The organism is Serratia sp. OLAL2 (genome assembly GCF_002752475.1).
Taxonomy (GTDB): Bacteria; Pseudomonadota; Gammaproteobacteria; order Enterobacterales; family Enterobacteriaceae; genus Serratia; species Serratia bockelmannii.
Map to the genome: position 1 here is coordinate 299,071 of NZ_MSTL01000018.1, position 22,407 is coordinate 321,477.

A 22,407-nucleotide genomic window follows, 5' to 3' on the forward strand; every position below is an offset into this window, starting at 1 on the left:
TTAAGCCAGCTCGGGTGCTGGCTTTTTTTTTGCCTGTTATTCCTCGTCCGCTTCGCCGTTTTGCAGCAGCGCATGCTTTTTCAGCATACCGCGCAGCTGATGATAGGTGAGCCCCAGCAGCTGCGCCGCCTTGCGCTGATTGAACCGCCCCTGCTGCAGCGCCGCTTCGATCAATGCCTTCTCCTGCTCCAGCTGCCAGAGTTTCAAATCCAACGGCAGCGGCGGTAACGCGCCGGCGTCTTCAGGAATGGGCGCGACCGGCGTGGCCTCGCGTGGCGCAAACGGGTTGATGACGATCTCATCCAGCGGGCTGTCGCTGTCGCCGTGGCGATAGACCGAACGCTCCACCACGTTTTTCAGTTCGCGCACGTTGCCCGGCCAGCCATACTCGAGCAACGTTTGCCTGGCACGTTCGGTAAAGCCGGGAAACAGCGGCAGCGCCAGCTCGCGGCACATTTGAATGGCGAAATGCTCGGCCAACAGCATGATATCGGGCCGCCGTTGGCGCAGTGGCGGCAGTTGCACCACGTCGAACGCCAGCCGATCCAGCAGATCGGCGCGGAATTTGCCCGCCGCCGCCAGCGCCGGCAGATCGTCGTTGGTGGCGCACACCAGGCGCACATCCACCCGCAGCGGCTGGCTGCCGCCCACGCGTTCCAGCTGGCCGTATTCGATCACCCGCAGCAATTTCTCCTGCACCAGCATCGGTGCGGTTGCCAGCTCATCGAGGAACAGCGTACCGCCGTCGGCGCGTTCGAAGCGGCCCAGATGGCGCCTTTGGGCGCCGGTAAACGCGCCGGCCTCGTGGCCGAACAGTTCGGAATCCAGCAGGTTTTCATTCAGCGCCGCGCAGTTAAGCGAGATGAACGGCCCTTGCCAACGGTTGGAGAGGTAGTGCAGACGGTGGGCGATCAACTCCTTGCCGGTGCCGCGTTCGCCGATCACCAGCACCGGCTTGTTCAGCTTGGCGACCTGGGAGACTTGCTCCAAGACTTCGACAAAGGCGTTTGCCTCGCCCAACAAATTCTCTGGCTGTTCGTTCATGATGAAATTCGCCAATGTTTGGTGAAAATAATCACTCTACAGCAAGCGCGCAGAGAGTCAAAAATAAAGAGTTGTTGTTTTTCAATGATTTAAAAGTTGGCACGGGTTTTGATTATCTCTTTGGGCAAGCTGTACGACTTAACGCGGCGCTTCAGACGCCATCAGAACCAAGAGGAAGTGAATTATGGGTATTTTTTCTCGTTTTGCCGACATCGTGAACGCCAACATCAACACCCTGCTGGACAAGGCGGAAGATCCGCAGAAGCTGGTGCGGTTGATGATCCAAGAGATGGAAGACACGCTGGTTGAAGTCCGTTCTACGTCGGCGCGCGCGCTGGCGGAGAAAAAGCAGCTGCTGCGTCGCATCGAGCAGGGTGAAAACCAGGTCAGTGACTGGCAGGAAAAAGCCGAACTGGCGCTGCGCAAAGATAAAGAAGACTTGGCCCGTGCGGCGCTGATCGAAAAACAAAAAGTGGCCGATCTGATCGCTACGCTGACGCAGGAAGTGGCGACCGTAGAAGAAACGCTGGCGCGCATGAAGAGCGAAATCGGCGAGCTGGAAAACAAGCTGACCGAAACCCGTGCGCGGCAGCAGGCGTTGGCGCTGCGTCATCAGGCCGCATCTTCTTCTCGTGACGTGCGCCGCCAGCTCGACAGCGGCAAGCTGGATGAGGCGATGGCGCGTTTCGAACAGTTCGAACGTCGCATCGACCATATGGAAGCCGAAGCGGAAAGCATCAGCATTGGTAAAAAGAAGTCGCTGGACCAGGAGTTTGCCGAGCTGAAAGCCGACGACGCCATCAGTGAGCAGCTGGCGGCGCTGAAAGCCAAAATGAACCGCTCCGAGTAAGGCGAGCCGCGGCCACACGCCGGAGGTGGCCGCCTATCCAGGATCCGATAAGAAGGAACAACAATGAGTGCTTTATTACTTGCCATTCCGCTGACAATTTTCGTGCTGTTTGTCGCGCCGATTTGGCTTTGGCTGCATTACAGCAATCGGCAACAGACCGGCATACAGCTGAGTCAGCAAGAAATGCAGCGCCTGGCGCAGCTGGCGGAAGATGCCAAACGCATGCGTGAACGCATTCAGGCGCTGGAAGAGATCCTCGATGCGGAACACCCGAACTGGAGACAGTCCTGATGAGCACGACGCTGGGCAGTAAAAAGCTTTATCGCGTTCCCGAAGAAGGCATGGTGAAAGGCGTCTGCGCCGGTTTGGCGCACTATTTCGACGTACCGGTGCGACTGATCCGCGTGATGGTGGTGCTGTCGCTGTTCTTCGGGCTGTTCTTCTTCACGCTGGTGGCCTATATCGCGCTGGTGTTCGTGTTGGATGAAGCGCCGGCCAGCCGTTTCGAAGGCGAGCATCAGAAGACGCCGCGCCAACTGCTCGATCAGCTGGAGTATGAGTTGGGCAGCGGCGAGCAGCAGCTGCGTCAGGTCGAGCGCTACGTGACGTCCGATACCTTCGGCGTACAGAGCCGTTTCCGCAAGCTGTAACCCTTCTTGCGATACCCGGCCTGCGCAGGCCGGGCATCTTCGCCGCCGTTATCCCGTTGAATGTAATCTTAATCTCTTGTGCCGGAGGGCATTGTCATGAATAAAATCGATGTTGCAAACACCGCCAGAACGGGTGGATTTAAACGAGGAGCGGCGGCAATGTTGAAGACATTGGCTAAAGTCATCATCATAGCGTTATTGAACTATGGCCCGGCGGGCGCCGCCGGCTGGCTGCTGAAAACCGTCGGCCGTAAACCGGTGCGCGTCGTGCTGGCGCTGGTGCTGGAACCGCTGTTCCGTAAAGGCCTGAACAAGGCATTCGGGCGTTACGTCAAGGAGAGCAATGAAACGACTGCAAAATGAGTTAACCTCGCTGGTCAACCGCGGAATGGATCGCCATCTGCGCCTGGCAGTGACCGGCCTGAGCCGCAGCGGCAAAACCGCCTTTATCACCGCCTTCGTCAACCAACTGCTGCATGTGCACAGCGGCGCGCGCATGCCGCTGTTTTCACCGGTGCGCGAAGAGCGCCTGCTGGGCGTCAAACGCATCCCGCAACGCGATCTCGGCATCCAGCGTTTCACCTATGACGAAGGGCTGGCGCAGCTGTACGGCACGCCGCCGGCCTGGCCGACGCCGACGCGCGGCGTCAGCGAAATCCGGCTGGCGCTGCGTTACCGCTCCAACGATTCGCTGCTGCGGCACTTCAAAGACACCTCCACGCTGTACCTGGAGATCGTCGATTATCCGGGCGAATGGTTGCTGGATCTGCCGATGCTCGAACAGGATTACCTGGCCTGGTCGCGCCAGATGACCGGGCTGCTGCAGGGCGAACGCGCCGAATGGGCCAAGCCCTGGCTTGAGCTGTGCAAGGCCTGCGATCCGCTGGCCCCGGCCGACGAAAACCGGCTGGCGGCGATCGCCCAGGCCTACACCGATTATCTGTTGCGCTGCAAAAGCGAAGGGCTGCACTTCATTCAGCCGGGGCGTTTCGTGCTGCCGGGCGACATGGCCGGCGCGCCGGCGCTGCAGTTTTTCCCGTGGCCCGACGTGGCCGCGATCGGCGAATCGAAGCTGGCGCAGGCCGACAAACACACCAACATCGGCATGTTGCGCGCTCGCTTCAACTATTACTGCCAGTCGATCGTCAAAAACTTCTACAAAGAACACTTCGTTCGTTTCGATCGGCAAATCGTGCTGGTTGACTGCCTGCAGCCGCTCAACAGCGGCCCGCAGGCGTTCAACGACATGCGCCTGGCGCTGACCCAACTGATGCAGAGCTTCCATTACGGCAAGCGCACGCTGTTTCGCCGCTTGTTCTCGCCGACCATCGACAAACTGATGTTCGCCGCCACCAAGGCGGACCATATCACCGCCGATCAGCACGCCAATCTGGTGTCATTGCTGCAGCAGCTGGTGCAAGAGGCGTGGCAGAACGCGGCGTTCGAGGGCATTAGCATGGATTGCGTCGGCCTGGCCTCGGTGCAGGCGACCGAGAGCGGCATCGTCGATCACCAGGGGCAACGCATTCCGGCATTGAAGGGCAACCGCCTGAGCGACGGCGCACCGCTGACGGTGTTCCCCGGCGAAGTGCCCGCCCGCCTGCCGGGACCGGCGTTCTGGCAGAACCAGGGGTTCCACTTCGATGAGTTTCGTCCGCGCGCCATGAGCGTGGACAGCCCGTTGCCGCACATCCGCCTGGATGCGGTGATGGAGTTTTTATTGGGAGACAAATTGCGATGAGCGAGCCGATCAAACCGCGTATCGATTTTGACGAGCCGCTGCAGCCGCCGCAGGAGCCGGCGTTGCGCGCCGGCGTCGCTTTCGATGCCGAACAGGCAGAAAGCTTTTTCCCGGCGGCGCCGGAACTGCAGCAGGAAGAGGAAGAAGGGCGCGCCGAAGGCATCATCAACGCCGCGCTGAAACCTAAACGCAGCCTGTGGCGCAAAATGGTCGCTGCCGGGCTGGCGCTGTTCGGCGTCAGCGTGGTGGCGCAGGGCGTGCAGTGGGTGCATACCGCCTGGGTGCAACAGGACTGGATCGCCATGGGCGGCGGCGTGGCCGGCGGCCTGATCGTGTTCGCCGGCGTCGGTTCGGTGGTCACCGAATGGCGGCGTTTGTATCGGCTGCGCCAGCGCGCGGAAGAGCGCGACGTGGCGCGCGAGCTGTTGCACAGCCACGGGCTGGGGCAAGGGCGCGAATTCTGCGAGAAGCTGGCGCGTCAGGCCGGGCTGGATCAGGGGCATCCGGCGTTGCAGCGCTGGCAGGCCTCGCTGCATGAAACCCAAAATGACCGTGAAGTGGTGGAGCTGTACGCCAAGCTGGTACAGCCAGTGCTCGACAACCAGGCGCGGCGCGAAATCAGCCGCTCCGCCGCCGAATCGACGCTGATGATTGCCGTCAGCCCGTTGGCGCTGGTGGACATGGCGTTTATCGCCTGGCGCAACATCCGTTTGATTAACCGCATCGCGGCGCTGTACGGCATCGAACTGGGTTACTTCAGCCGCATTCGTCTGTTCCGCCTGGTGCTGCTCAACATCGCCTTCGCCGGCGCCTCTGAACTGGTGCGTGAAGTGGGCATGGACTGGATGTCGCAGGATCTGGCGGCGCGGCTATCGGCGCGCGCGGCGCAGGGCATCGGCGCGGGGTTGTTGACCGCGCGGTTGGGCATCAAGGCGATGGAGCTGTGTCGCCCGCTGCCGTGGCTGGAAGGGGAAAAACCGAAGCTAGGCGATTTCCGCAGCCAGCTGATCGGCCAGTTGAAAGACACGCTGAAAAAGAGCGACGGCAAGGCCAAATAACCCCGCGACGGCGCTCCCAGGAGCGCCGTTTTCTCAACGGCACCGACGCCGGACGTAATCGAGACTTGACGACAGTCGATCCCCCTGTGATTGCGTGATAAATCTCTGCAAAATTAATTCTGGTTGTGATAACTCTCTGTTTGTAGGCTAAAATGACGCCGATGCTGTTATCCGCTTGCGTTTAAAATCAGCAACAACGGCAATAAATCAGAGTTCTGTCAACTTTTGCTGACAGATCGCTTCTACCGCCCGGTGCGAGGGAGTATCATCATCGTCAACGATCCCCGCACCTGCAGAGATAAGGCCAACACTGATGCGTTTGGAAGTATTTTGCGAAGACCGCCTCGGTCTCACTCGAGAATTACTCGATCTTTTGGTATCGCGCAGCATTGACTTACGTGGCATCGAAATCGATCCCATCGGCCGCATTTACCTCAATTTCTCCCAGCTGGATTTCGATACTTTCCGCGCGCTGATGGCGGAGATCCGCCGCATCGCCGGCGTGACAGACGTGCGCACCGTCAGCTTTATGCCTTCCGAACGCGAACATCGCGCGCTGCGTGCGCTGCTGGAATCGATGCCGGAACCGGTGTTCTCTATCGACATGAAGGGCAAGGTCGAGCTGGCCAACCCGGCGGCGCAGGCGCTGTTCAGCCTGAACGAAGACAAGATCCGCAACCAGACCGCCGGGGCGCTGATCGGCGGCTATAACTTCAGCCGTTGGCTGGAGAGCGAGCATACGGCGCCGCACGCCGAGCGGGTGGTGATCCGCAGCCAGGACTTCCTGATGGACATCACGCCCATCTATCTGGAAGACGAACAGCAGCAGGCGGCCGCGGTCGGCGCGGTGGTGATGCTGAAGTCCACCGCGCGCATGGGCCGCCAGTTGCAAAATCTATCGGTGAACGACGATACCGAATTCGACCACATCGTGGCGGTGAGCGCCAAGATGCGTCACGTGCTGGAGCAGGCGCGCAAGCTGGCGATGCTCGATGCGCCGCTGCTGATCGTCGGCGATACCGGTACCGGCAAGGATATTCTGGCCCGCGCCTGCCATTTGCGCAGCCCGCGTGGCAAACAGCCGTTCCTGGCGCTGAACTGCGCCGCGCTGCCGGATGACGTGGTGGAGAGCGAACTGTTCGGCCATGCGCCGGGCGCTTATCCCAACGCGCTGGAAGGCAAGAAGGGCTTCTTCGAGCAGGCCAACGGCGGTTCGGTGCTGCTGGATGAGATCGGCGAAATGTCGCCGCGTATGCAGACCAAGCTGCTGCGTTTCCTCAACGACGGCACGTTCCGCCGCGTTGGCGAAGAGCATGAGGTGCACGTCGACGTGCGCGTGATCTGCGCCACCCAGAAAAACCTTACCGAGCTGGTGCAGCGCGGCGAATTCCGCGAAGATCTCTATTATCGCCTCAACGTACTGACCATCACCATCCCGCCGCTGCGCGAACGTCCGCAGGACATCATGCCGTTGACCGAGCTGTTCGTGGCGCGCTTCGCCGATGAGCAGGGCGTGGCGCGGCCCAAGCTGGCGAACGATCTGGGCGGCTTCCTCAGCAAGTACGGCTGGCCGGGCAACGTGCGTCAGCTGAAAAACGCTATCTACCGCGCGCTGACGCAAACCGAAGGCTACGAACTGCGGCCACAGGATATCGTGTTGCCGGAGTTTGAGGTGGAGATGTCGCTGGGCGACGAGGTGCTGGACGGTTCGCTGGACGACATCAGCAAGCGTTTCGAACGCTCGGTGCTGACGCGCCTGTATCGCACCTATCCCAGCACCCGCAAGCTGGCGAAGCGGCTGGGCGTTTCCCATACCGCCATCGCCAACAAGCTGCGCGAGTATGGCCTGAGCAGCCGCAAAGGCGGCGCTGAGGGCGAAGAATAAGAAAGGCGCCTTGCGGCGCCTTTAATGGGTATCCAAAGCCGGCGTTCGCCGGCTTTGTTATTTCAGCGCAGCCAGCGCCGCGTCGTAGTCAGGCTCGGTGGTGATTTCGTTCACCAGCTCGCTGTACAGCACGTTGTCCTGGCCATCCAGCACCACTACCGCACGCGCGGTCAGGCCTGCCAACGGGCCTTCGGCGATTTCGACGCCGTACGCCTGCTTGAACTCGGCGCCGCGCAGGGTAGACAGGGTAACCACGTTGCTCAGGCCTTCCGCGCCGCAGAAGCGAGACTGCGCGAACGGCAGATCGGCGGAGATGCACAGCACCACGGTGTTATCCAGGCCGCTGGCCAGCTGGTTGAATTTACGCACCGACGTCGCGCAGACGCCGGTATCGATGCTTGGGAAGATGTTCAGGACTTTGCGTTTACCCGCGAAGCTGCTCAGCGCCACGTCTGACAGGTCTTTGGCAACCAGCGAGAAGGCCTTGGCCTGTTCGCCCTGCTGTGGCAGTTTGCCTGCTACGCTGACCGGATTGCCTTGAAAATGTACTGTCTGAGTCATTGCTAGATTCCTTTTACAGGTGTTTATACAAAGGGTATGAACCTGATGAAACGGCGCGCCGGCAACGGCATTTAACATCAGGTTCACACCCTGGCGCCAGTTTATGACAACCGGGGCGGATTGGATATCAAAGTTTGCTAAATAGTTGTATATATTAGGCTGTTCTATAAAACATCACCGGCGCATCAGCCTGGCTGAATGCGCAGTTTTCGCTCAGGAGCCGTTATGAGAGACATGCGTTTTTACCCGGAAGCCTGGCCGCTGCATACTGCCTTCGTGATTGCGCGCGGTAGCCGCACCGAAGCCCGGGTGGTGGTGGTCGAAATCGAACAGCAGGGCGTGCGCGGCACCGGTGAATGTACGCCGTATCCGCGCTATGGCGAGAGCGAAGAATCGGTGATGACGCAGCTGGCTGAGATGGCGCCGGCGATCGCGCAGGGAATCACCCGCGAGCAGCTACTGACGCAGATGCCGGCGGGCGCGGCCCGCAACGCGCTGGACTCGGCGCTGTGGGATTTGGAGTGTCGTTTGCACGGGCAGAGCCTGTGGCAGCGCAGCGGCGTGACGGCGCCGGCGCAGATCCGCATGGCGCAGACCGTCAGCATCGGCACGCCGGAAGCGATGGCCTTCGCCGCGCGTGAACTGGAGCAGCAGGGCGCCACGCTGCTGAAGATCAAACTCGACGATCACTATATCAGCGAACGATTGGTAGCGATCCGCGCCGCGGTACCGCAGGCGACGCTGATCGTCGACGCCAATGAGTCCTGGCAGGCGGAAGGGCTGGTGGCGCGCTGCCAGCTGCTGGCCGATCTCGGCGTGGCGATGCTGGAGCAGCCGCTGCCGGCCGGTGACGACGCTGCGTTGGAGCACTTTATCCATCCGCTGCCGATCTGCGCCGATGAGAGCTGCCACACCCGTGCCGATCTGCCGCGGCTGGCGCAACGCTATCAGATGGTCAATATCAAACTGGACAAAACCGGCGGCTTGACCGAGGCGCTGGCGCTGGCGCAGGCCGCGCGCGAACAAGGGTTCGCCATCATGCTCGGCTGCATGTTGTGCACGTCACGGGCGATATCCGCCGCCTTGCCGCTGGCGCCGGCGGCGCGCTTCGTCGATCTGGACGGCCCGACCTGGCTGGCGCGGGACGTCGAACCGGGTCTGGCGTTCGAATGCGGGGCGATCGTCGATATCGCCCCGTAGGGATTAATTCGGGTAGGTCAGCAGCTCGGTCATCGCGTCGATGTAGCGCTCGCTGGCGGCATCGGCGGAGATCGGCGGGAATTCGGCGGTGATGCACGGTAGCGACAGATCTGCGCACCAGCTGCCGAACGAACCGGGCGTTTCATAGCCGACGCTGGTCACCAGCGGCAGTTCGAACTTGTGCGACAGCCAAACGCCGAGCCGCGAGCTGGCGGAATCTTCGATGCAGGCCAGCGGTTCGTGGAACGACACCACCCAGTGCGGCTTCAGACGATGGATCAGATGACACAGCGCCTGGGTTTCCGGTTCGGAACCGGGGCGCCCACCGGTGGAGAGCTTGACGTCGCGCACCGGCGCCGCGCTGTTCCAGCGGTAGACGGTATCGCCGGAGCGCCAGTTGGCGGCCGGGAAGTTGCGATTCAGATCGACGCCGTTGGCATTGGCGCGCAGCCCCAGCTGACAGCCGTCGGGGTTGACCGCCAGCACCACGTGGTGACGCAGTCGTTCGGGGGCGATGCTGCGCAGCGCGCAAGACAGGGTCACGATGGCGGCGCTCTCATCGCCGTGGGTGCCGGCGATGATAAGCCCGGTCTCCGGGCCGCTGATCGCCGCCGGGAAATAGAGCAGCGGCGCGCCCAGCAGCGAGCTGCCGTAGTTCTCTCCTGCGATGGCCAACTGGCCACGTTCACTGCGTGGTCGATGTTCGGTCATGGTGTTGTCCCTGGATTAAAGGTCGAGAGTCATTGTCATTTTATTCAGTGTATTACGCTTTGAGGCATCTTTCCCATCGCAATTGTGCGACGTTTGCGCAATCTGTGACGCCGCGGCGGTGAAAATGCCAATTAAACCGCACCTGGCCTGGCGCTGTTGTTATACTAACGGCAGAGCTAAGCCAATCACCCGCAAGAGGATTTAACATGCCAGTAGCCAGAATCATCGCCAGCTATAGCGAAAATGAAAATGACACCATCACGCTGCTGTGCGGCGTGGATGCTGAAAACCAGATCCGTCAGGGGGAATGGTTCGGCGTGGTGAAAAATGACGACGGGCGCGGGGACGAATCGAACTATCCGTTCACCCTGCATATCGATTACCAAAAAGATGTCTTCTACCTCGACTACGGTTACGACGACGCCGACGCGCGCCAGCTGCAAAAAACCGATATCTCGGCCCGTCCGCTGGCCGAGAAAGGCTTTTTCACCGTGTTCGATGAAGAAGAGGGTGAAGAGTTCAGCTACCGCATCAACAGCATCCACCTGTACGACTGACGGTCGCCGCTGTAAACACCGCCCGTGCCGCTCCGCGCCGCACGGGTTTTTTATTGCCTGAATCGCACTTTTTGCAACTTCTCGGCCGTGAGCGCTAGGCCGGACGGATCTTGTGCTATATGATAAAAAATTCAGATGGTTAACGGGGGTAAATCATAATGACGGGAAGAAAAATGCAACGGGGTTTTCGTTTGGCGCTTTGCGCGGCGGCGATCGGCGCCTGTATGAGCAGCGCTATGGCGGCGCAGGTTCCCCCGGGCACCGCGTTGGCGGCCAAACAGGAAATCGTGCGCCACATTAAAGACGAACCGGCCTCGCTCGATCCGATTAAAGCGGTAGGCCTGCCGGAGGCCCAGCTGGCGCGCGACCTGTTCGAAGGGCTGATCAATCAGGACGCCAATGGGAAAGTGATCCCCGGCGTCGCCACGCGCTGGCAGACCAGCGATAACCAGACTTATATTTTCCATCTGCGCAAAGATGCGCGGTGGTCAAACGGTGACCCTGTCACGGCAAAAGACTTCGTCTACAGCTGGCAGCGGCTGGTCGAACCGAAGAACCTGTCGCCGTTTGCCTGGTTCGCGCAGTTAGCGGGGATCCAGAACGCCGAGCAGATCATCAGCGGCAAACTGCCGGCCGATCGCTTGGGCGTGTCGGCGCCGGACGACTATACGCTTAAAGTACAGCTGGACAAGCCGGTGCCGTACTTCGTCAGCCTGACGGCTAACTTCAGCCTGTTCCCGGTGAATAAGGCGGTGGTGGAAAAATACGGCAACGACTGGACCAAGGTCGGCAATCTGGTGGGCAACGGCGCGTTCAAACTGCAAGAGCGGGTGGTGAACGAGAAGCTGGTGCTGACGCCTAACGATCATTACTGGGATCATGCGCAAACCGTGCTGACCAAAGTGACCTTCGTGCCGATCAATCAGGAATCCAACGCCACCAAGCGTTACCTGGCGGGCGATATCGACATCACCGAATCCTTCCCGAAAAACATGTATCAGAAGCTGCTGAAAGATATTCCGGGGCAGGTGTACACGCCGGATCAGCTCGGCACCTATTACTACGCGTTCAACACCCAGCGCGCGCCGACCAACGACGTGCGGGTGCGCCAGGCCTTGTCCTACGCCATCGATCGCAAGATTATCGCGGAAAAAGTGCTGGGCACCGGCGAAAAACCGGCCTATCACTTCACGCCGGACGTGACTGCCGGGTTCAAACCGGAGGCGAGTTTGCTGCAACAGCAATCGCAGGCGGAGCTGGATGCGCAGGCCAAGGCGTTGCTGCAGGCGGCCGGTTACGGCCCGAACAACCCGTTGAAGCTGACGCTGTTGTATAACACCTCGGAAAGCCACCAGAAGATCGCCATCGCCGTGGCCTCAATGTGGAAGAAAAAGCTCGGCATTGACGTCAAGCTGCAAAACCAGGAGTGGAAAACCTATATCGACAGCCGTAATACCGGTAATTTCGACGTGATCCGCGCCTCCTGGGTAGGTGACTATAACGAGGCGTCGACCTTCCTGTCGCTGTTGACCTCTACCCACAGCGGCAACATTGCCAAGTTCAAGAACGCGGACTACGACAAGCTGCTGGCGCAGGCGGGGCGGGAAACCAACCCGGCGGCGGTGACCGCCGATTACAACAAGATGGAGCAAATCATTGCCGATCAGGCACCGATCGCGCCGATTTACCAGTACACCAACGGCCGCCTGATCAAACCGTGGGTAAAAGGCTACCCGATCACCAATCCGGAAGACGTGGCCTATAGCCAAACGATGTATATTATCAAACACTGATTGGGCTTATTTTTCACCCCCGCGTAACGCGGGGGATTTATTTTTATTGACGGTTAAATGAAGAAGGTAATTAATTTATCCACGCGATAAACCCCGTTTAATAATAAACAGGGTTGCCATCATCACATTATTTTTTGCTATTTCAGAGAGCGGTTACGCTTATAGACAGTCCCGCATGGCATCCACCACCACACGGCCGCTCATGTCGGTTTGGGTGATGCGATAGCTGGTGGGGTAAGAGCGGCGAGTGCTGAAACGATCGTGGACGGAGACCTTGCCAATCTGCAGGCCGGCGGCGTTTTTTACCACGAATTCACTGATCTCTTCCTGCCCCTGGTTTTGCAAATGGATATTGCTGATTTTTTCCAGCGTATCGCTGGCGTTTATTTTTAAATGGTCGCGTAACATAACTACCTCCTCGTAGTGAGAAAAGTATATGCCCCTAAAATTTGCGCTGAAACAGCTTTATGTTGATTTATTATTATCATTTTGAATTAAAAGTGATAGCAATATGTTAAGTCATAATAATAACGGCATTACCAGTGCTTTATCGGCGATATTGCCCGATTTATCGGCAATGGTTTATTTCATTACCGTTATTATTAGTCTGCATTAATCGGGAAAAGCGCCTGCCTGGCCGCCGGGGCGGGAAAGACGCAGGCGACGTTGTGCCCGCAGCCGGGAACGATCGTTAACCGATGCGGCTTCTTCGGCGCCAGGTAACGCCGGTCATAGTCGGCATAGGCCAGGGCGCGCTGCAACCGGTAGGGGCCCTGCAGCTGGGCGGCGCAGGATTTGTCGAGTATCCGATAGTAGGCGCCCGGCGCGGTGCCGGTATCCTCGGCGGCAGCCAGATAGGTGATATCGGCGGCGGCGTAACGCCGGCGCGCCGTGTCTGCGGGGCGCTGTAGATGAACGGGAAGCGCTTCCAGGCCGTATTTCCACTGGTTGGCCCGTGGACACTGGCCGGCGTCCAGCGTTTGCCAGCGGAAGCGGCAGGTTGTTTCACCGCCGCAGCCTCCCCAGCTTGTGGGCTGAGGGCGCTGGCGATCAAAGTAGAGCCAGCTGCCGGGGTCTGCCACCACATAGCGCAAACGCACTCCGTTTGGCGGATGGGCAAAGCCGACATAGTGCTGCACGAACTGGGCGCCGGCGGAAAAACCGGCCACGGTGATCGACTGCAGCGATGGCCAGCGCCGTTTCAGATCGGCCAGCAGGTTATCCAGGGCGTTGAACGAACCGGTTTTCCCGCTATTATCCAAATCGCCTGCGATCCAGGAGCCGCAGCGCCACAGGGCATCGCCGTCTTGCGGTGACGGGAGCCCGGCGGAATGGCAATGAACGGCAAGTTTCTCCGGCACCTGGAACAGCGGGGCGACCAATAAGCCATTGTCTCCCGCTCCCTGCGCGGCATCGATCGCCGCTTGCAACGTCTTGGCGACATCGCGCGGGCGGCCGTGCATCACCACCAGTGCGGTGCGCGGCTGGCGGGAGTGAGCGTGAGCGACAAAATAAGGCAGTGAACCCGCCGCCGTCGGCGCGTGATAGGGCGTGGCGAGGCGTTCTAATACCGGCTCTGCACGAACCGATTGGCCGAACAGCAGCAGGGCGGCCATTGCGATGTAGCGCAGGCGGCGCATCCTCGTCAGGTTCGGCGCAGCGCAGTGCGCAGTTGTCTCAGGACTTCCCGGCATCGTTGTTCCTCACGCGCTCGTTGATAGTAGCGATAAAAGGCGCGTTCCGAACTGAGGTTACCCGCCAGCGCCAGTTGCCTGAAGATTAAGTATGTCAGACTGAGCATGATGATAATAAATATAAAGCCGGGGAACAGCAGCTGCCAGCCGTCGGTGATGCGCGCACCGGACATAAACACCAGCGACGGCGCGATAACCAGCACGCCAAGCTGCCGCAAGCCCCATTGCGCCAGCACAGGCATTAGCACCAACAGAGTGACGAATAGCAGGTATTTCAACAGATAGCGACAGGAAAGCAGCGAGCGTTTTAACGCACTGTTGGCGCGTCGTTGCAAAACGAAACCCTCGGACGTGGTGCGCAGGATCTGCTGTCGGCCGCCAGTAGGTCTGTAGCGCTCCAGCGCCGTTACGCCGTCCGGCAGTGCCAGCAATTGCTGCAACTCCGCCAGCCCGACGGTTTTGCTACCGATGTAATCCCTAAACAGTAAGAGCTGCATGCGCTCACTGTGGGGCTTCTCGACGGATTCGAGTAGCTTGAGCAGCTTGTCATGGTTTTCCCGCCGAATACGAAATGGCGTTTTAACAACGGCGATAAACAGGGTGATAACGGTCAAACTGACTTTGAGAATATCTGCGGCGCTGATCTCAAACATGGGGGCTTCCTGTCGTTGCGATGTGTTCCCTAAGGCCAGAAGTATAGAGCACGTTTTTCACCTGGCGTGAAAACTGGCGTTACAGCTTGGCCTTTGATCTCCAAGGCGTTAAGGCTAGACTCAGCAACATAAGTAAGACTGAGGGGATAAATGAATGGATGTGATTGAGGGGAGCGAGCTGCAGATCGCCGATGCGGTTTACGCCTACCAGCTGGACGGCAAGGGCGGCGTCACGCCGATCGAGCAAGATGACAAGATCACCTGCGACGCGCCGTGCTGGCTGCATCTTGATTACGCGCACCCGGCCAGCGCCGAATGGCTGAGCACCACGCCGCTGCTGCCGGACTCGGTGCGCGAAGCGCTCTCCGGCGAAAGCTCTCGGCCACGCGTCAGCCGCCAGGGCGAAGGCACCATGATCACCCTGCGCAGCATCAACTTCAATGCCAACTCACGGCCGGACCAGTTGGTCACCATCCGTGTGTACATCACCGATAAACTGATTATCTCCACGCGGCACCGCAAGGTGTATTCCATCGATCAGGTGGTGAACGATTTGCAAAGCGGCGCCGGGCCGACCAACAGCGGCAACTGGCTGGTGGAGATTTCCGATGCGTTGACCGATCACACCAGCGAATTCATTGAGGATCTGCACGACAAGATTATCGATCTGGAGGACGCCTTGCTGGAACAGCAGGTGCCGGAGCGTGGTCAGCTGGCGTTGATCCGTAAACAGCTTATCGTGCTGCGCCGTTACATGGCGCCGCAGCGTGACGTTTTCGCACGGCTGGCCAGCGACCGCCTGCCGTGGATGAGCGACGACGATCGCCGCCGCATGCAGGACATCGCCGATCGCCTGGGGCGCGGGTTGGACGATCTGGACGGCAGCATCGCGCGCACCGCTATCTTGTCCGACGAAATCACCACGGTGATGGCCGACGCGATGAACCGCCGCACTTACACCATGTCATTGTTAGCGATGGTCTTTTTACCTACCACCTTCCTGACCGGGCTGTTTGGCGTCAACCTTGGCGGCATACCGGGCGGCGGTAACCCCTTCGGTTTCGCGGCATTTTGCCTGATGTTGGTCGGGTTGGTGCTTGGCGTCGCCTGGTGGCTGAAGCGCAGCCGCTGGCTGTAGGTGAAAATGACGAAAACCCGGTTAACATTGAGCAAAATCAACATTTAGCCGGGGGAAATGGGGCATGATCTCTCGCGCAGGTGAATGCAACGTCAAGCGATGGGCGTTGCGCTCCATAATTGTCTTACTTTCTTATTTTTGAATTACTGCATAGCACATTTGATTCGTACAATGCCGGTTTAATCACCGGCATTTTTTTATTCGGCTTCCCTTCTTCTTCAGGCCGCGCTTTCATCCCAGAAGCTGGCTTCAATCTTGTGCCCATCCAAATCCCGGACAAAGCAGCCGTAGTAAGCCTCACCGTAATGCGGCCGCGAACCGGGCGCGCCTTCATCGACGGCACCGGCCAGCAGCGCCTGGCGATGGAATTCATCCACCTGTTGCTTACTGGTGGCGAAAAAACCGACGTGCGTACCGTTGCCGGGTGAGGCCGGGCGGCCGTTGATCGGCACCTGCAGCCAAAACTCCGGGTAGTCGCGGCCGTAACCGATGGCGCCGGGATGCTCCAGCACCCGTCGGCATCCCAAGGCGGCCAGCGCACGATCGTAAAAGGCGGCGGCGGCCTCGAAATCGTTGGAGCCCAGCGAGATGTGGGACAGGCAGGGGGTAATATTCATTGCGCGATCTCCATGTAACTGTATAAATAAACAGTATAGGGTAAAAACGGCACTGCCCAGTAAATTTTGCGCAAACTGTGAACAGGATCGAGATCGTCGAGAAAGGGAAATGTCGCCGCTCGCAGGATGGCAAGCGGCGAGGGGGCTTATTTGATTTCCAGCACGTTCAAACGTTCTGGCGCAGGTATCGCGTCGTCCGAGTCTTCCGGCTGCCAGCCGACCGGCTGCATCGGGATGTCTTCGCGATCGAAGGCCAAATCGCCGCCGTCTACCACGGCGCTCCCGTGGTGAATGCCCTTGAAATCGAACAGATTGATATCGCTCAGGTGCGAAGGCACCACGTTTTGCATGGCGCTGAACATGGTTTCCAGCCGGCCAGGATAACGTTTGTCCCAGTCACGCAGCATATCGCCGATCACCTGGCGCTGCAGGTTAGGCTGCGAGCCGCACAGGTTGCATGGAATGATCGGGAACGCTTTGGCGATCGAGAAACGCTCGATGTCTTTCTCGCGGCAATAGGCCAGCGGGCGAATGACCACGTGCTTGCCGTCGTCGCTCATCAGTTTGGGCGGCATGCCTTTCATCTTGCCGCCGTAGAACATGTTGAGGAACAGCGTCTGCAGAATGTCGTCACGGTGATGGCCCAGCGCGATCTTGGTGGCACCCAGTTCGGTGGCGGTGCGGTACAGAATGCCGCGGCGCAGGCGCGAGCACAGTGAACAGGTGGTTTTGCCTTCCGGGATCTTGTCTTTGACGATGCTGTAGGTGTTCTCTTCGACGATCTTGTATTCCACCCCCAGGCTTTCCAGGTAGGCAGGCAAAATATGCTCAGGGAAGCCGGGCTGTTTCTGATCGAGATTCACCGCGATCAGCGAGAAGTTGATCGGCGCGCTCTGCTGCAGGTTACGCAGGATCTCCAGCATGGTGTAGCTGTCTTTACCGCCGGACAGGCAGACCATGATGCGGTCGCCTTCTTCAATCATATTGAAATCGGCGATCGCTTCGCCCACGTTGCGGCGCAGGCGCTTTTGCAATTTGTTCAGGTTGTACTGCTCTTTTTGGCTAACGGATTGCTTTTCTGACATTTAAATCGTGCTCATTCTCAATAGGGGGCACTAGGGGCATGGCGTTGTAGACCGCGAGTTTACCATTCAACCGGCCGATTTTGATCATTATTCATCATCCAGCCGCCACGCACCCGACGCGAGGTCTGTATGGTACGGATTGTAGCGATGAATACCAGCAGGTTTTTCAGCTCGCCGCTTTATCGGTTTCCCTTAAAAGCCTTCGCCGTCATTTGAACGAAGGCCTTGAGGGAACGTTGTTTCGCGGTGCAGGTCTCATCTCAGACAGAACTTACTTCGAGAGGCACTGAGAGCATGAAAGGAATCGCTGTTGTTGGATTTTACGCATCGTTTTTTGCCTACGCAGAAAACGCACTGGCGTTTGACACGATACCTGTTGGTCTGAGCGAACCGACCGAAACCGTGGTACTGGTACCGCGCGAGCAAAAAGAGCGTCTTGATGGCAAGGATAAGGGAGATGCACTTTATTGTTATTATGACGGGAAATTATTCTCGCTGGGCGCCACGTTCAAAGACAAGGTTTGCGCTTTAGCGGAGATTAAAACGGATAAGCCGTTCTCGGCACGCGTCATGGCCCAATGGATAAAAGAAAAAAGTGCGGCTCGCTAAGTGTGAAACCCCTGAGCATTGAGGCCCACCGCTGATTCAAACGGTATGTGAAAACAGGGCGCGAATCGCTCGCGCCCTGAGGGAGGTTACTCAGCAGCGGACTTTTCCGCCTTACCGGCCAGCAGGCTGAGGAAATCGTATTTCTCCTTCAGCTCTTTCTCGGCGGCCTGATACAGCGCGCTGGCCACCTCCGGCTGCTGCGCGTTCAGGCGGCGGAAACGCTGTTCTTTCAGCAGCGTTTCCGACAGGTTGCTGTTTGGCGGCCGCGAATCCAACGCTAACGCGGCCTTGCCCTCGGCGCTACGGCGCGGATCGAAGCGGTACAGCGGCCAGAAGCCGGTGGCGGTCAGCTGTTTCATCTGATCGTGGCTGAGCGCCAGATCGTAGCCGTGTTCTTCGCACGGGCTGTAGGCGATGATCAGCGACGGGCCCGGATAGGCCTCGGCCTCCTGAATCGCTTTCACCGTTTGGTTAAGCTGCGCCCCCAGCGAGATCTGCGCGACGTAGACATGGCCGTACATCATCATGCTGACGCCCAGATCCTTGCGCGCCTTGCGCTTGCCGTGCTCGCCGAACTTGGTCACCGCGCCGAGCGGCGTGGCTTTCGACTGCTGGCCGCCGGTGTTGGAGTAGCATTGGGTGTCGAGCACCAGCACGTTGACGTTCTCCGTCAGGCTGAGGACGTGATCCAACCCGCCGAAGCCGATGTCGTAGGCCCAGCCGTCCCCGCCGATCAGCCAGATGGATTTATCGACCAGGTAATCGGCGTCGGCCGCCAGCTGGCGTGCGTCTTCACCTTCAATACTCGCCAGCAGCGTGCGCAATTCGGCGATTTGCTTACGGCGCGGCTCCGGCGCCACATCTTCCATCTGCAGGGCATTGACCAACTGCTCCGGCAGCTGCGGCGCCAGCGAATTCAGCAGGCGCAGCACCCGTGCGCGATGTTGATCGACCGTCAGACGGAAGCCCAGGCCGAATTCGGCGTTGTCTTCGAACAGCGAGTTGGCCCACGCCGGCCCGCGCCCTTCGGCGTTGGTGGTGTACGGCGTGGTCGGCAGATTGCCGCCGTAGATCGAGGAACAGCCGGTGGCGTTGGCGATCAGCAAACGGTCGCCATAGAGCTGGGTCAGCAGCTTGATGTACGGCGTTTCGCCGCAGCCGGAGCAGGCGCCGGAGTATTCGAACAGCGGCGTGATCAGCTGCGAGGTGCGAATGTCGATGCGCTCCAGCTGCGCTGGATCGATTTCCGGCAGCTGCAGGAAGAAGTCGTAGTTGTCTTTTTCCGCCGTCAGATTATCGAGGCGCGAAGCCATGTTGATGGCCTTGATCTCTGGGTTCTGGCGATCTTTCGCCGGGCAGACCTCGACGCACAGGTTACAGCCGGTGCAATCTTCCGGCGCCACTTGCAGTACGTATTTCTGGCCGCGCATATCGCGTGATTTGACATCCAGAGACTGCAGGGAAGCGGGGGCGTGTTCCATCTCCGACGGCTGAACCACTTTGGCGCGAATGGCTGAGTGCGGGCAGGCGGCGACGCAGTGGTTGCACTGGGTGCACAGATCGGGCTGCCAGACCGGGATCTCTTCGGCGATGTTGCGCTTTTCCCACTGGGTGGTGCCCACCGGCCAGGTGCCGTCCGGCGGGAAGGCGGAAACCGGCAGCGCATCGCCCAGCCCGGCCAGCATCGCGGCGGTAACGGTTTTGACGAAGTCCGGCGCGGCGTCCGAGACCACCGGTGGGCGCATCGGGCTGCTGTCGTCGACCGGCTGCAGTGGAATTTCAATCAGTGCGCCACGGGTGGCGCCCAGCGCCTGCCAGTTGCGCTCGACGATCTCCTGGCCCTTGTTGCTGTAGCTGCGCGCGATGGCATCCTGCAGCTGTTGCAGCGCCACGTCGCTCGGCAGGATCTGCGTCAGGTGGAAGAACGCCATCTGCATTACGGTGTTGATGCGCGCGCCGAGCCGGCATTCGCGCGCCAGCTTGGCGGCGTTGATGATATAGAAACGCGCCTGGCGTTGATGCAGCAGCGCCTGTACCTCCTGCGGCAAGCGTGACCAGACCTCGTCGGCGCCGTAAGGGGTATTGAGCAGGAAGGTACCGCCGGGTTTGAGACGTTCAACCATCTGATACTTATCGATAAACTGCAGCTGGTGGCAGCCGACGAAATCCGCCTGGCTGACCAGATAGGCCGAATTGATCGGCTGCTCGCTGACGCGCAGATGCGACACCGTCAGGCCGCCGGCCTTTTTGGAGTCGTAGACGAAATAGCCCTGCGCATACAGCGGCGTGGCGTTGCCGATGATTTTGATGTTGTTCTTGGTGGCCGAGACCGAACCGTCGCTGCCCAAACCGTAGAACAGCGCTTCCAGCGAGGCGCGCTGCGGCAGGATTTCGTCGCTCAGCGGCAGTGAAAGCCCGGTGACATCATCGAAGATGCCGACGGTAAAGCGCGGGCGCGGCTGCGGCTGGGCCAGCTCGCGAAACACCGCCAGCGCACAGTCCGGGCCGAACTCTTTCGACGACAGGCCGTAACGGCCGCCGATCACCCGCGGCAGCGTGGCGCGCTCACCCCGGCTGTAGGCCTCCGCCAGCGCGGTCATCACGTCCAGATACAGCGGTTCGGCCAGCGCGCCCGGTTCTTTGGTGCGATCGAGCACCGCGACGTTGCGCACGCTGTCCGGCAGCGCGCCGAGCAGGTATTTGGCGGAGAACGGCCGGAACAACCGGACTTTCAGCACGCCGACTTTCTCGCCGCGGGCCAGCAGGGTGTCAATCACCTCTTCGCAGGTGCCGGCGGCGGATCCCATCACCACCACCACGCGCTCGGCCTGCGGGTGGCCGTAATAGTCGAACGGCCGATAGTGGCGGCCAGTGAGGGCGGCGAAGGCCGCCATGGCGTCGATCACGTGTTGGCCGGTGGCGTCATACCACGGGTTGGTGGCTTCGCGCGACTGGAAATAGGTGTCCGGGTTGGCGGAAGTGCCGCGCACCACCGGATGATCGGGCGACAGCGCCCGGCGGCGGTGAGCGTCGATCGCCGCCTGCGGCAGCATTTGCCGCAGCGTATCGTCGCTGAGCGGCACGATCTTGTTGATTTCGTGCGAGGTGCGGAACCCGTCGAAGAAGTGGATAAACGGCACGCGCGCGTTGAGAGTGGCGGTCTGTGAGATCAGCGCGAAGTCCTGCGCCTCCTGCACGTTGCTGGCGCACAGCATGGCGCAGCCGGTTTGGCGCACCGCCATCACGTCCGAATGGTCGCCGAAGATCGACAGCGCGTGTGTGGCTACGGTGCGGGCGGCGACGTGCAGCACGAACGGCGTCAGCTCTCCGGCCAGTTTGTACAGCGTCGGGATCATCAGCAGCAGACCCTGCGATGAAGTGAACGAAGTCGACAGTGCGCCGGTTTGCAAGGCGCCGTGCACGGTGGCGATCGCGCCGCCCTCAGACTGCATTTCCACCACCCGCGGAGTATCGCCCCAGATGTTTTGCCGGCCATCGCCGGACCAAGCGTCTGCTTGCTCCGCCATGGTGGAACTTGGCGTGATAGGGTAGATGGCAATCACTTCGTTGGTGCGATAGGCCACGGAAGCGACTGCGTTATTACCATCTGTAGTTATCATCGACATTACCTTTTCATTGCTCACAAAGCCGCGAAAGCACACTTTCGCAGTAATGGGAAAAAGTCTAACAGAGGGTTTGAACGTGGCTTTATCGCGTTTGTGTGGCGGGTGATAAATCGTCAATGGCGTATTTCCTCGCCGAATGAGATGCAGTGGCAATAAATTGTTTTGACCGTTTAAAGACAATTTATTTCCGGCGCGTCATAATTGCGCATCGGCAAACTGACAGAAGAAAATCATGAGCGCATTTATGTATTTGACGATGGCGATAGTCGCGGAAGTGATCGCCACCACCATGTTGAAAGCCTCCGAGGGCTTTACCCGCCTGTGGCCGTCGCTGCTGGTGGTGCTGGGTTACGGCGTGGCCTTTTGGGGGCTGTCGATGGTGGTCAAGAGCATGCCGCTGGGCATCGTGTATGCGATTTGGTCGGGTATGGGCATCGTGCTGGTGTCGATCGCCGCGGTATTCGTTTACCAGCAAAAATTGGATTGGCCAGCGATTGTCGGCATGGGATTAATTATTGCCGGCGTGCTGGTGATTAATTTACTGTCTAAAGCCTCGGTGCACTGAGTGTTATTTTAATGTGAAAAAAGGCCGGCGTGACAGTAAGTCGCGCCGGTTGAAGAATTCAGCCATCATTCACTGAAAATAGTGGAATGCTAATTACTTAGCGCCGCCAGCATAGACGTAAATATCGTCCTCTCCGGTAGCAAAAAATGCGTCGTCTCACTGAAAGCACGTGAAGATAATGAATACCGATATCGCGGGAGAAATCTCTTCGTCAGCAGCGGTGACGTTATCACTTTCTGCGTGCGGCCGGGGCCAGGCACAGGGTGGCGCTGTCACGTTTGGCGTATCGCGCCGGGGCGGAAATATTCTGCAAACAAAATAAATGTCCGGCCGGTGCAAAAAAATGACAAATAATGGCTGGAATATATTT

The 22,407-nt window shown here is 59.4% G+C and carries 23 protein-coding genes; 14 read left to right on the forward strand and 9 right to left on the reverse strand.

Going from position 1 to position 22,407, the window contains the following annotated elements:
* Positions 1-36: 36 nt before the first annotated feature.
* Entirely contained in the window at positions 37-1,044 is a 1,008-nt protein-coding gene (gene pspF, locus BVU99_RS14925; RefSeq protein WP_049205474.1) for a phage shock protein operon transcriptional activator, read from the reverse strand.
* Positions 1,045-1,058: 14 nt separating this feature from the next.
* Here pspF and BVU99_RS24980 point away from each other — a divergent pair, with 14 nt between their 5' ends.
* From BVU99_RS24980 to tyrR, 8 genes are all read left to right on the forward strand, one after another.
* Positions 1,059-1,262, forward strand: coding sequence for a hypothetical protein (locus tag BVU99_RS24980; protein ID WP_144334742.1), 204 nt, complete (start codon positions 1,059-1,061; stop codon positions 1,260-1,262).
* Positions 1,229-1,894: a phage shock protein PspA gene (gene pspA / locus BVU99_RS14930; protein ID WP_025303000.1), complete on the forward strand. Its 666-nt coding sequence runs from the start codon at positions 1,229-1,231 to the stop codon at positions 1,892-1,894. The genes BVU99_RS24980 and pspA overlap by 34 nt, the downstream gene beginning before the upstream one ends.
* A 63-nt stretch (positions 1,895-1,957) precedes the next feature.
* Positions 1,958-2,185, forward strand: a complete 228-nt coding sequence (gene pspB, locus BVU99_RS14935; RefSeq protein ID WP_004930553.1) for an envelope stress response membrane protein PspB — start codon at positions 1,958-1,960, stop codon at positions 2,183-2,185.
* Positions 2,185-2,544: an envelope stress response membrane protein PspC gene (gene pspC / locus BVU99_RS14940; protein WP_004930552.1), complete on the forward strand. Its 360-nt coding sequence runs from the start codon at positions 2,185-2,187 to the stop codon at positions 2,542-2,544. The genes pspB and pspC overlap by 1 nt, the downstream gene beginning before the upstream one ends.
* Before the next feature lie 96 nt (positions 2,545-2,640).
* On the forward strand, positions 2,641-2,907 hold the full coding sequence (gene pspD, locus BVU99_RS14945) for a phage shock protein PspD (protein ID WP_025302999.1): 267 nt from the start codon (positions 2,641-2,643) through the stop codon (positions 2,905-2,907).
* The gene (locus BVU99_RS14950; RefSeq protein WP_025302998.1) at positions 2,888-4,285 is read left to right on the forward strand and encodes a YcjX family protein; all 1,398 of its coding nucleotides are present in this window, start codon (positions 2,888-2,890) and stop codon (positions 4,283-4,285) included. The genes pspD and BVU99_RS14950 overlap by 20 nt, the downstream gene beginning before the upstream one ends.
* Positions 4,282-5,343: a YcjF family protein gene (locus BVU99_RS14955; RefSeq protein ID WP_089180969.1), complete on the forward strand. Its 1,062-nt coding sequence runs from the start codon at positions 4,282-4,284 to the stop codon at positions 5,341-5,343. Before BVU99_RS14950 ends, BVU99_RS14955 begins: the two co-directional genes overlap by 4 nt.
* A 313-nt stretch (positions 5,344-5,656) precedes the next feature.
* Positions 5,657-7,228 (forward strand): transcriptional regulator TyrR, encoded by a 1,572-nt coding sequence (gene tyrR, locus BVU99_RS14960; protein WP_025302997.1) that lies wholly within the window; start codon positions 5,657-5,659, stop codon positions 7,226-7,228.
* Positions 7,229-7,285: 57 nt separating this feature from the next.
* Here tyrR and tpx read toward each other — a convergent pair whose 3' ends face one another.
* A complete protein-coding gene (gene tpx / locus BVU99_RS14965) occupies positions 7,286-7,789 on the reverse strand; it encodes a thiol peroxidase (RefSeq protein ID WP_004930536.1) in 504 nt (167 codons plus the stop codon).
* Positions 7,790-8,014: 225 nt separating this feature from the next.
* Between tpx and ycjG the strand changes: the two genes are divergently transcribed.
* On the forward strand, positions 8,015-8,989 hold the full coding sequence (gene ycjG, locus BVU99_RS14970) for an L-Ala-D/L-Glu epimerase (protein WP_099817202.1): 975 nt from the start codon (positions 8,015-8,017) through the stop codon (positions 8,987-8,989).
* A gap of 3 nt (positions 8,990-8,992) precedes the next feature.
* Here the strand turns inward: ycjG and mpaA are convergent, their stop codons facing one another.
* Complete coding sequence (mpaA, locus tag BVU99_RS14975) at positions 8,993-9,700, reverse strand: murein tripeptide amidase MpaA (protein WP_099817203.1); 708 nt, start codon at positions 9,698-9,700, stop codon at positions 8,993-8,995.
* 206 nt (positions 9,701-9,906) lie between these two features.
* Between mpaA and BVU99_RS14980 the strand changes: the two genes are divergently transcribed.
* Positions 9,907-10,257, forward strand: coding sequence for a hypothetical protein (locus BVU99_RS14980; protein WP_025302994.1), 351 nt, complete (start codon positions 9,907-9,909; stop codon positions 10,255-10,257).
* 158 nt (positions 10,258-10,415) lie between these two features.
* Complete coding sequence (locus BVU99_RS14985) at positions 10,416-12,050, forward strand: ABC transporter substrate-binding protein (RefSeq protein WP_043143633.1); 1,635 nt, start codon at positions 10,416-10,418, stop codon at positions 12,048-12,050.
* Between the two features lie 159 nt (positions 12,051-12,209).
* Here the strand turns inward: BVU99_RS14985 and BVU99_RS14990 are convergent, their stop codons facing one another.
* The 3 genes from BVU99_RS14990 to BVU99_RS15000 all read right to left on the reverse strand — a co-directional run bounded on the left by BVU99_RS14990 (position 12,210) and on the right by BVU99_RS15000 (position 14,397).
* Positions 12,210-12,458, reverse strand: coding sequence for a hypothetical protein (locus BVU99_RS14990; RefSeq protein ID WP_004930507.1), 249 nt, complete (start codon positions 12,456-12,458; stop codon positions 12,210-12,212).
* A 194-nt stretch (positions 12,459-12,652) separates the two neighbouring features.
* The gene (locus tag BVU99_RS14995; RefSeq protein WP_099817205.1) at positions 12,653-13,744 is read right to left on the reverse strand and encodes a hypothetical protein; all 1,092 of its coding nucleotides are present in this window, start codon (positions 13,742-13,744) and stop codon (positions 12,653-12,655) included.
* A complete protein-coding gene (locus BVU99_RS15000; protein ID WP_049207466.1) occupies positions 13,696-14,397 on the reverse strand; it encodes a hypothetical protein in 702 nt (233 codons plus the stop codon). The genes BVU99_RS14995 and BVU99_RS15000 overlap by 49 nt, the downstream gene beginning before the upstream one ends.
* A 154-nt stretch (positions 14,398-14,551) precedes the next feature.
* Between BVU99_RS15000 and zntB the strand changes: the two genes are divergently transcribed.
* A complete protein-coding gene (zntB, locus tag BVU99_RS15005; protein WP_025302990.1) occupies positions 14,552-15,535 on the forward strand; it encodes a zinc transporter ZntB in 984 nt (327 codons plus the stop codon).
* Between the two features lie 218 nt (positions 15,536-15,753).
* On the opposite strand, the gene BVU99_RS15010 is transcribed toward zntB, so the two are convergent.
* Positions 15,754-16,152, reverse strand: coding sequence for a VOC family protein (locus tag BVU99_RS15010; RefSeq protein WP_099817206.1), 399 nt, complete (start codon positions 16,150-16,152; stop codon positions 15,754-15,756).
* A 146-nt stretch (positions 16,153-16,298) separates the two neighbouring features.
* Entirely contained in the window at positions 16,299-17,237 is a 939-nt protein-coding gene (gene ttcA, locus BVU99_RS15015) for a tRNA 2-thiocytidine(32) synthetase TtcA (protein ID WP_025302988.1), read from the reverse strand.
* A gap of 294 nt (positions 17,238-17,531) precedes the next feature.
* Between ttcA and BVU99_RS15020 the strand changes: the two genes are divergently transcribed.
* The gene (locus BVU99_RS15020) at positions 17,532-17,846 is read left to right on the forward strand and encodes a hypothetical protein (RefSeq protein ID WP_025302987.1); all 315 of its coding nucleotides are present in this window, start codon (positions 17,532-17,534) and stop codon (positions 17,844-17,846) included.
* An 86-nt stretch (positions 17,847-17,932) separates the two neighbouring features.
* On the opposite strand, the gene nifJ is transcribed toward BVU99_RS15020, so the two are convergent.
* Positions 17,933-21,466, reverse strand: a complete 3,534-nt coding sequence (gene nifJ / locus BVU99_RS15025; RefSeq protein WP_043143655.1) for a pyruvate:ferredoxin (flavodoxin) oxidoreductase — start codon at positions 21,464-21,466, stop codon at positions 17,933-17,935.
* Between the two features lie 238 nt (positions 21,467-21,704).
* Here nifJ and ssmE point away from each other — a divergent pair, with 238 nt between their 5' ends.
* Positions 21,705-22,037 (forward strand): multidrug efflux SMR transporter SsmE, encoded by a 333-nt coding sequence (gene ssmE, locus BVU99_RS15030; RefSeq protein ID WP_025302985.1) that lies wholly within the window; start codon positions 21,705-21,707, stop codon positions 22,035-22,037.
* Positions 22,038-22,407: the final 370 nt, after the last annotated feature.

What these genes read in the sequence shown, in the direction of transcription:
- pspF (WP_049205474.1), bottom strand. Translation starts at nt 1,044, where the DNA reads ATGAACGAACAGCCAGAGAATTTGTTGGGCGAGGCAAACGCCTTTGTC.
- BVU99_RS24980 (WP_144334742.1), top strand. Translation starts at nt 1,059, where the DNA reads ATGTTTGGTGAAAATAATCACTCTACAGCAAGCGCGCAGAGAGTCAAA.
- pspA (WP_025303000.1), top strand. Translation starts at nt 1,229, where the DNA reads ATGGGTATTTTTTCTCGTTTTGCCGACATCGTGAACGCCAACATCAAC.
- pspB (WP_004930553.1), top strand. Translation starts at nt 1,958, where the DNA reads ATGAGTGCTTTATTACTTGCCATTCCGCTGACAATTTTCGTGCTGTTT.
- pspC (WP_004930552.1), top strand. Translation starts at nt 2,185, where the DNA reads ATGAGCACGACGCTGGGCAGTAAAAAGCTTTATCGCGTTCCCGAAGAA.
- pspD (WP_025302999.1), top strand. Translation starts at nt 2,641, where the DNA reads ATGAATAAAATCGATGTTGCAAACACCGCCAGAACGGGTGGATTTAAA.
- BVU99_RS14950 (WP_025302998.1), top strand. Translation starts at nt 2,888, where the DNA reads ATGAAACGACTGCAAAATGAGTTAACCTCGCTGGTCAACCGCGGAATG.
- BVU99_RS14955 (WP_089180969.1), top strand. Translation starts at nt 4,282, where the DNA reads ATGAGCGAGCCGATCAAACCGCGTATCGATTTTGACGAGCCGCTGCAG.
- tyrR (WP_025302997.1), top strand. Translation starts at nt 5,657, where the DNA reads ATGCGTTTGGAAGTATTTTGCGAAGACCGCCTCGGTCTCACTCGAGAA.
- tpx (WP_004930536.1), bottom strand. Translation starts at nt 7,789, where the DNA reads ATGACTCAGACAGTACATTTTCAAGGCAATCCGGTCAGCGTAGCAGGC.
- ycjG (WP_099817202.1), top strand. Translation starts at nt 8,015, where the DNA reads ATGAGAGACATGCGTTTTTACCCGGAAGCCTGGCCGCTGCATACTGCC.
- mpaA (WP_099817203.1), bottom strand. Translation starts at nt 9,700, where the DNA reads ATGACCGAACATCGACCACGCAGTGAACGTGGCCAGTTGGCCATCGCA.
- BVU99_RS14980 (WP_025302994.1), top strand. Translation starts at nt 9,907, where the DNA reads ATGCCAGTAGCCAGAATCATCGCCAGCTATAGCGAAAATGAAAATGAC.
- BVU99_RS14985 (WP_043143633.1), top strand. Translation starts at nt 10,416, where the DNA reads ATGACGGGAAGAAAAATGCAACGGGGTTTTCGTTTGGCGCTTTGCGCG.
- BVU99_RS14990 (WP_004930507.1), bottom strand. Translation starts at nt 12,458, where the DNA reads ATGTTACGCGACCATTTAAAAATAAACGCCAGCGATACGCTGGAAAAA.
- BVU99_RS14995 (WP_099817205.1), bottom strand. Translation starts at nt 13,744, where the DNA reads ATGCCGGGAAGTCCTGAGACAACTGCGCACTGCGCTGCGCCGAACCTG.
- BVU99_RS15000 (WP_049207466.1), bottom strand. Translation starts at nt 14,397, where the DNA reads ATGTTTGAGATCAGCGCCGCAGATATTCTCAAAGTCAGTTTGACCGTT.
- zntB (WP_025302990.1), top strand. Translation starts at nt 14,552, where the DNA reads ATGGATGTGATTGAGGGGAGCGAGCTGCAGATCGCCGATGCGGTTTAC.
- BVU99_RS15010 (WP_099817206.1), bottom strand. Translation starts at nt 16,152, where the DNA reads ATGAATATTACCCCCTGCCTGTCCCACATCTCGCTGGGCTCCAACGAT.
- ttcA (WP_025302988.1), bottom strand. Translation starts at nt 17,237, where the DNA reads ATGTCAGAAAAGCAATCCGTTAGCCAAAAAGAGCAGTACAACCTGAAC.
- BVU99_RS15020 (WP_025302987.1), top strand. Translation starts at nt 17,532, where the DNA reads ATGAAAGGAATCGCTGTTGTTGGATTTTACGCATCGTTTTTTGCCTAC.
- nifJ (WP_043143655.1), bottom strand. Translation starts at nt 21,466, where the DNA reads ATGATAACTACAGATGGTAATAACGCAGTCGCTTCCGTGGCCTATCGC.
- ssmE (WP_025302985.1), top strand. Translation starts at nt 21,705, where the DNA reads ATGAGCGCATTTATGTATTTGACGATGGCGATAGTCGCGGAAGTGATC.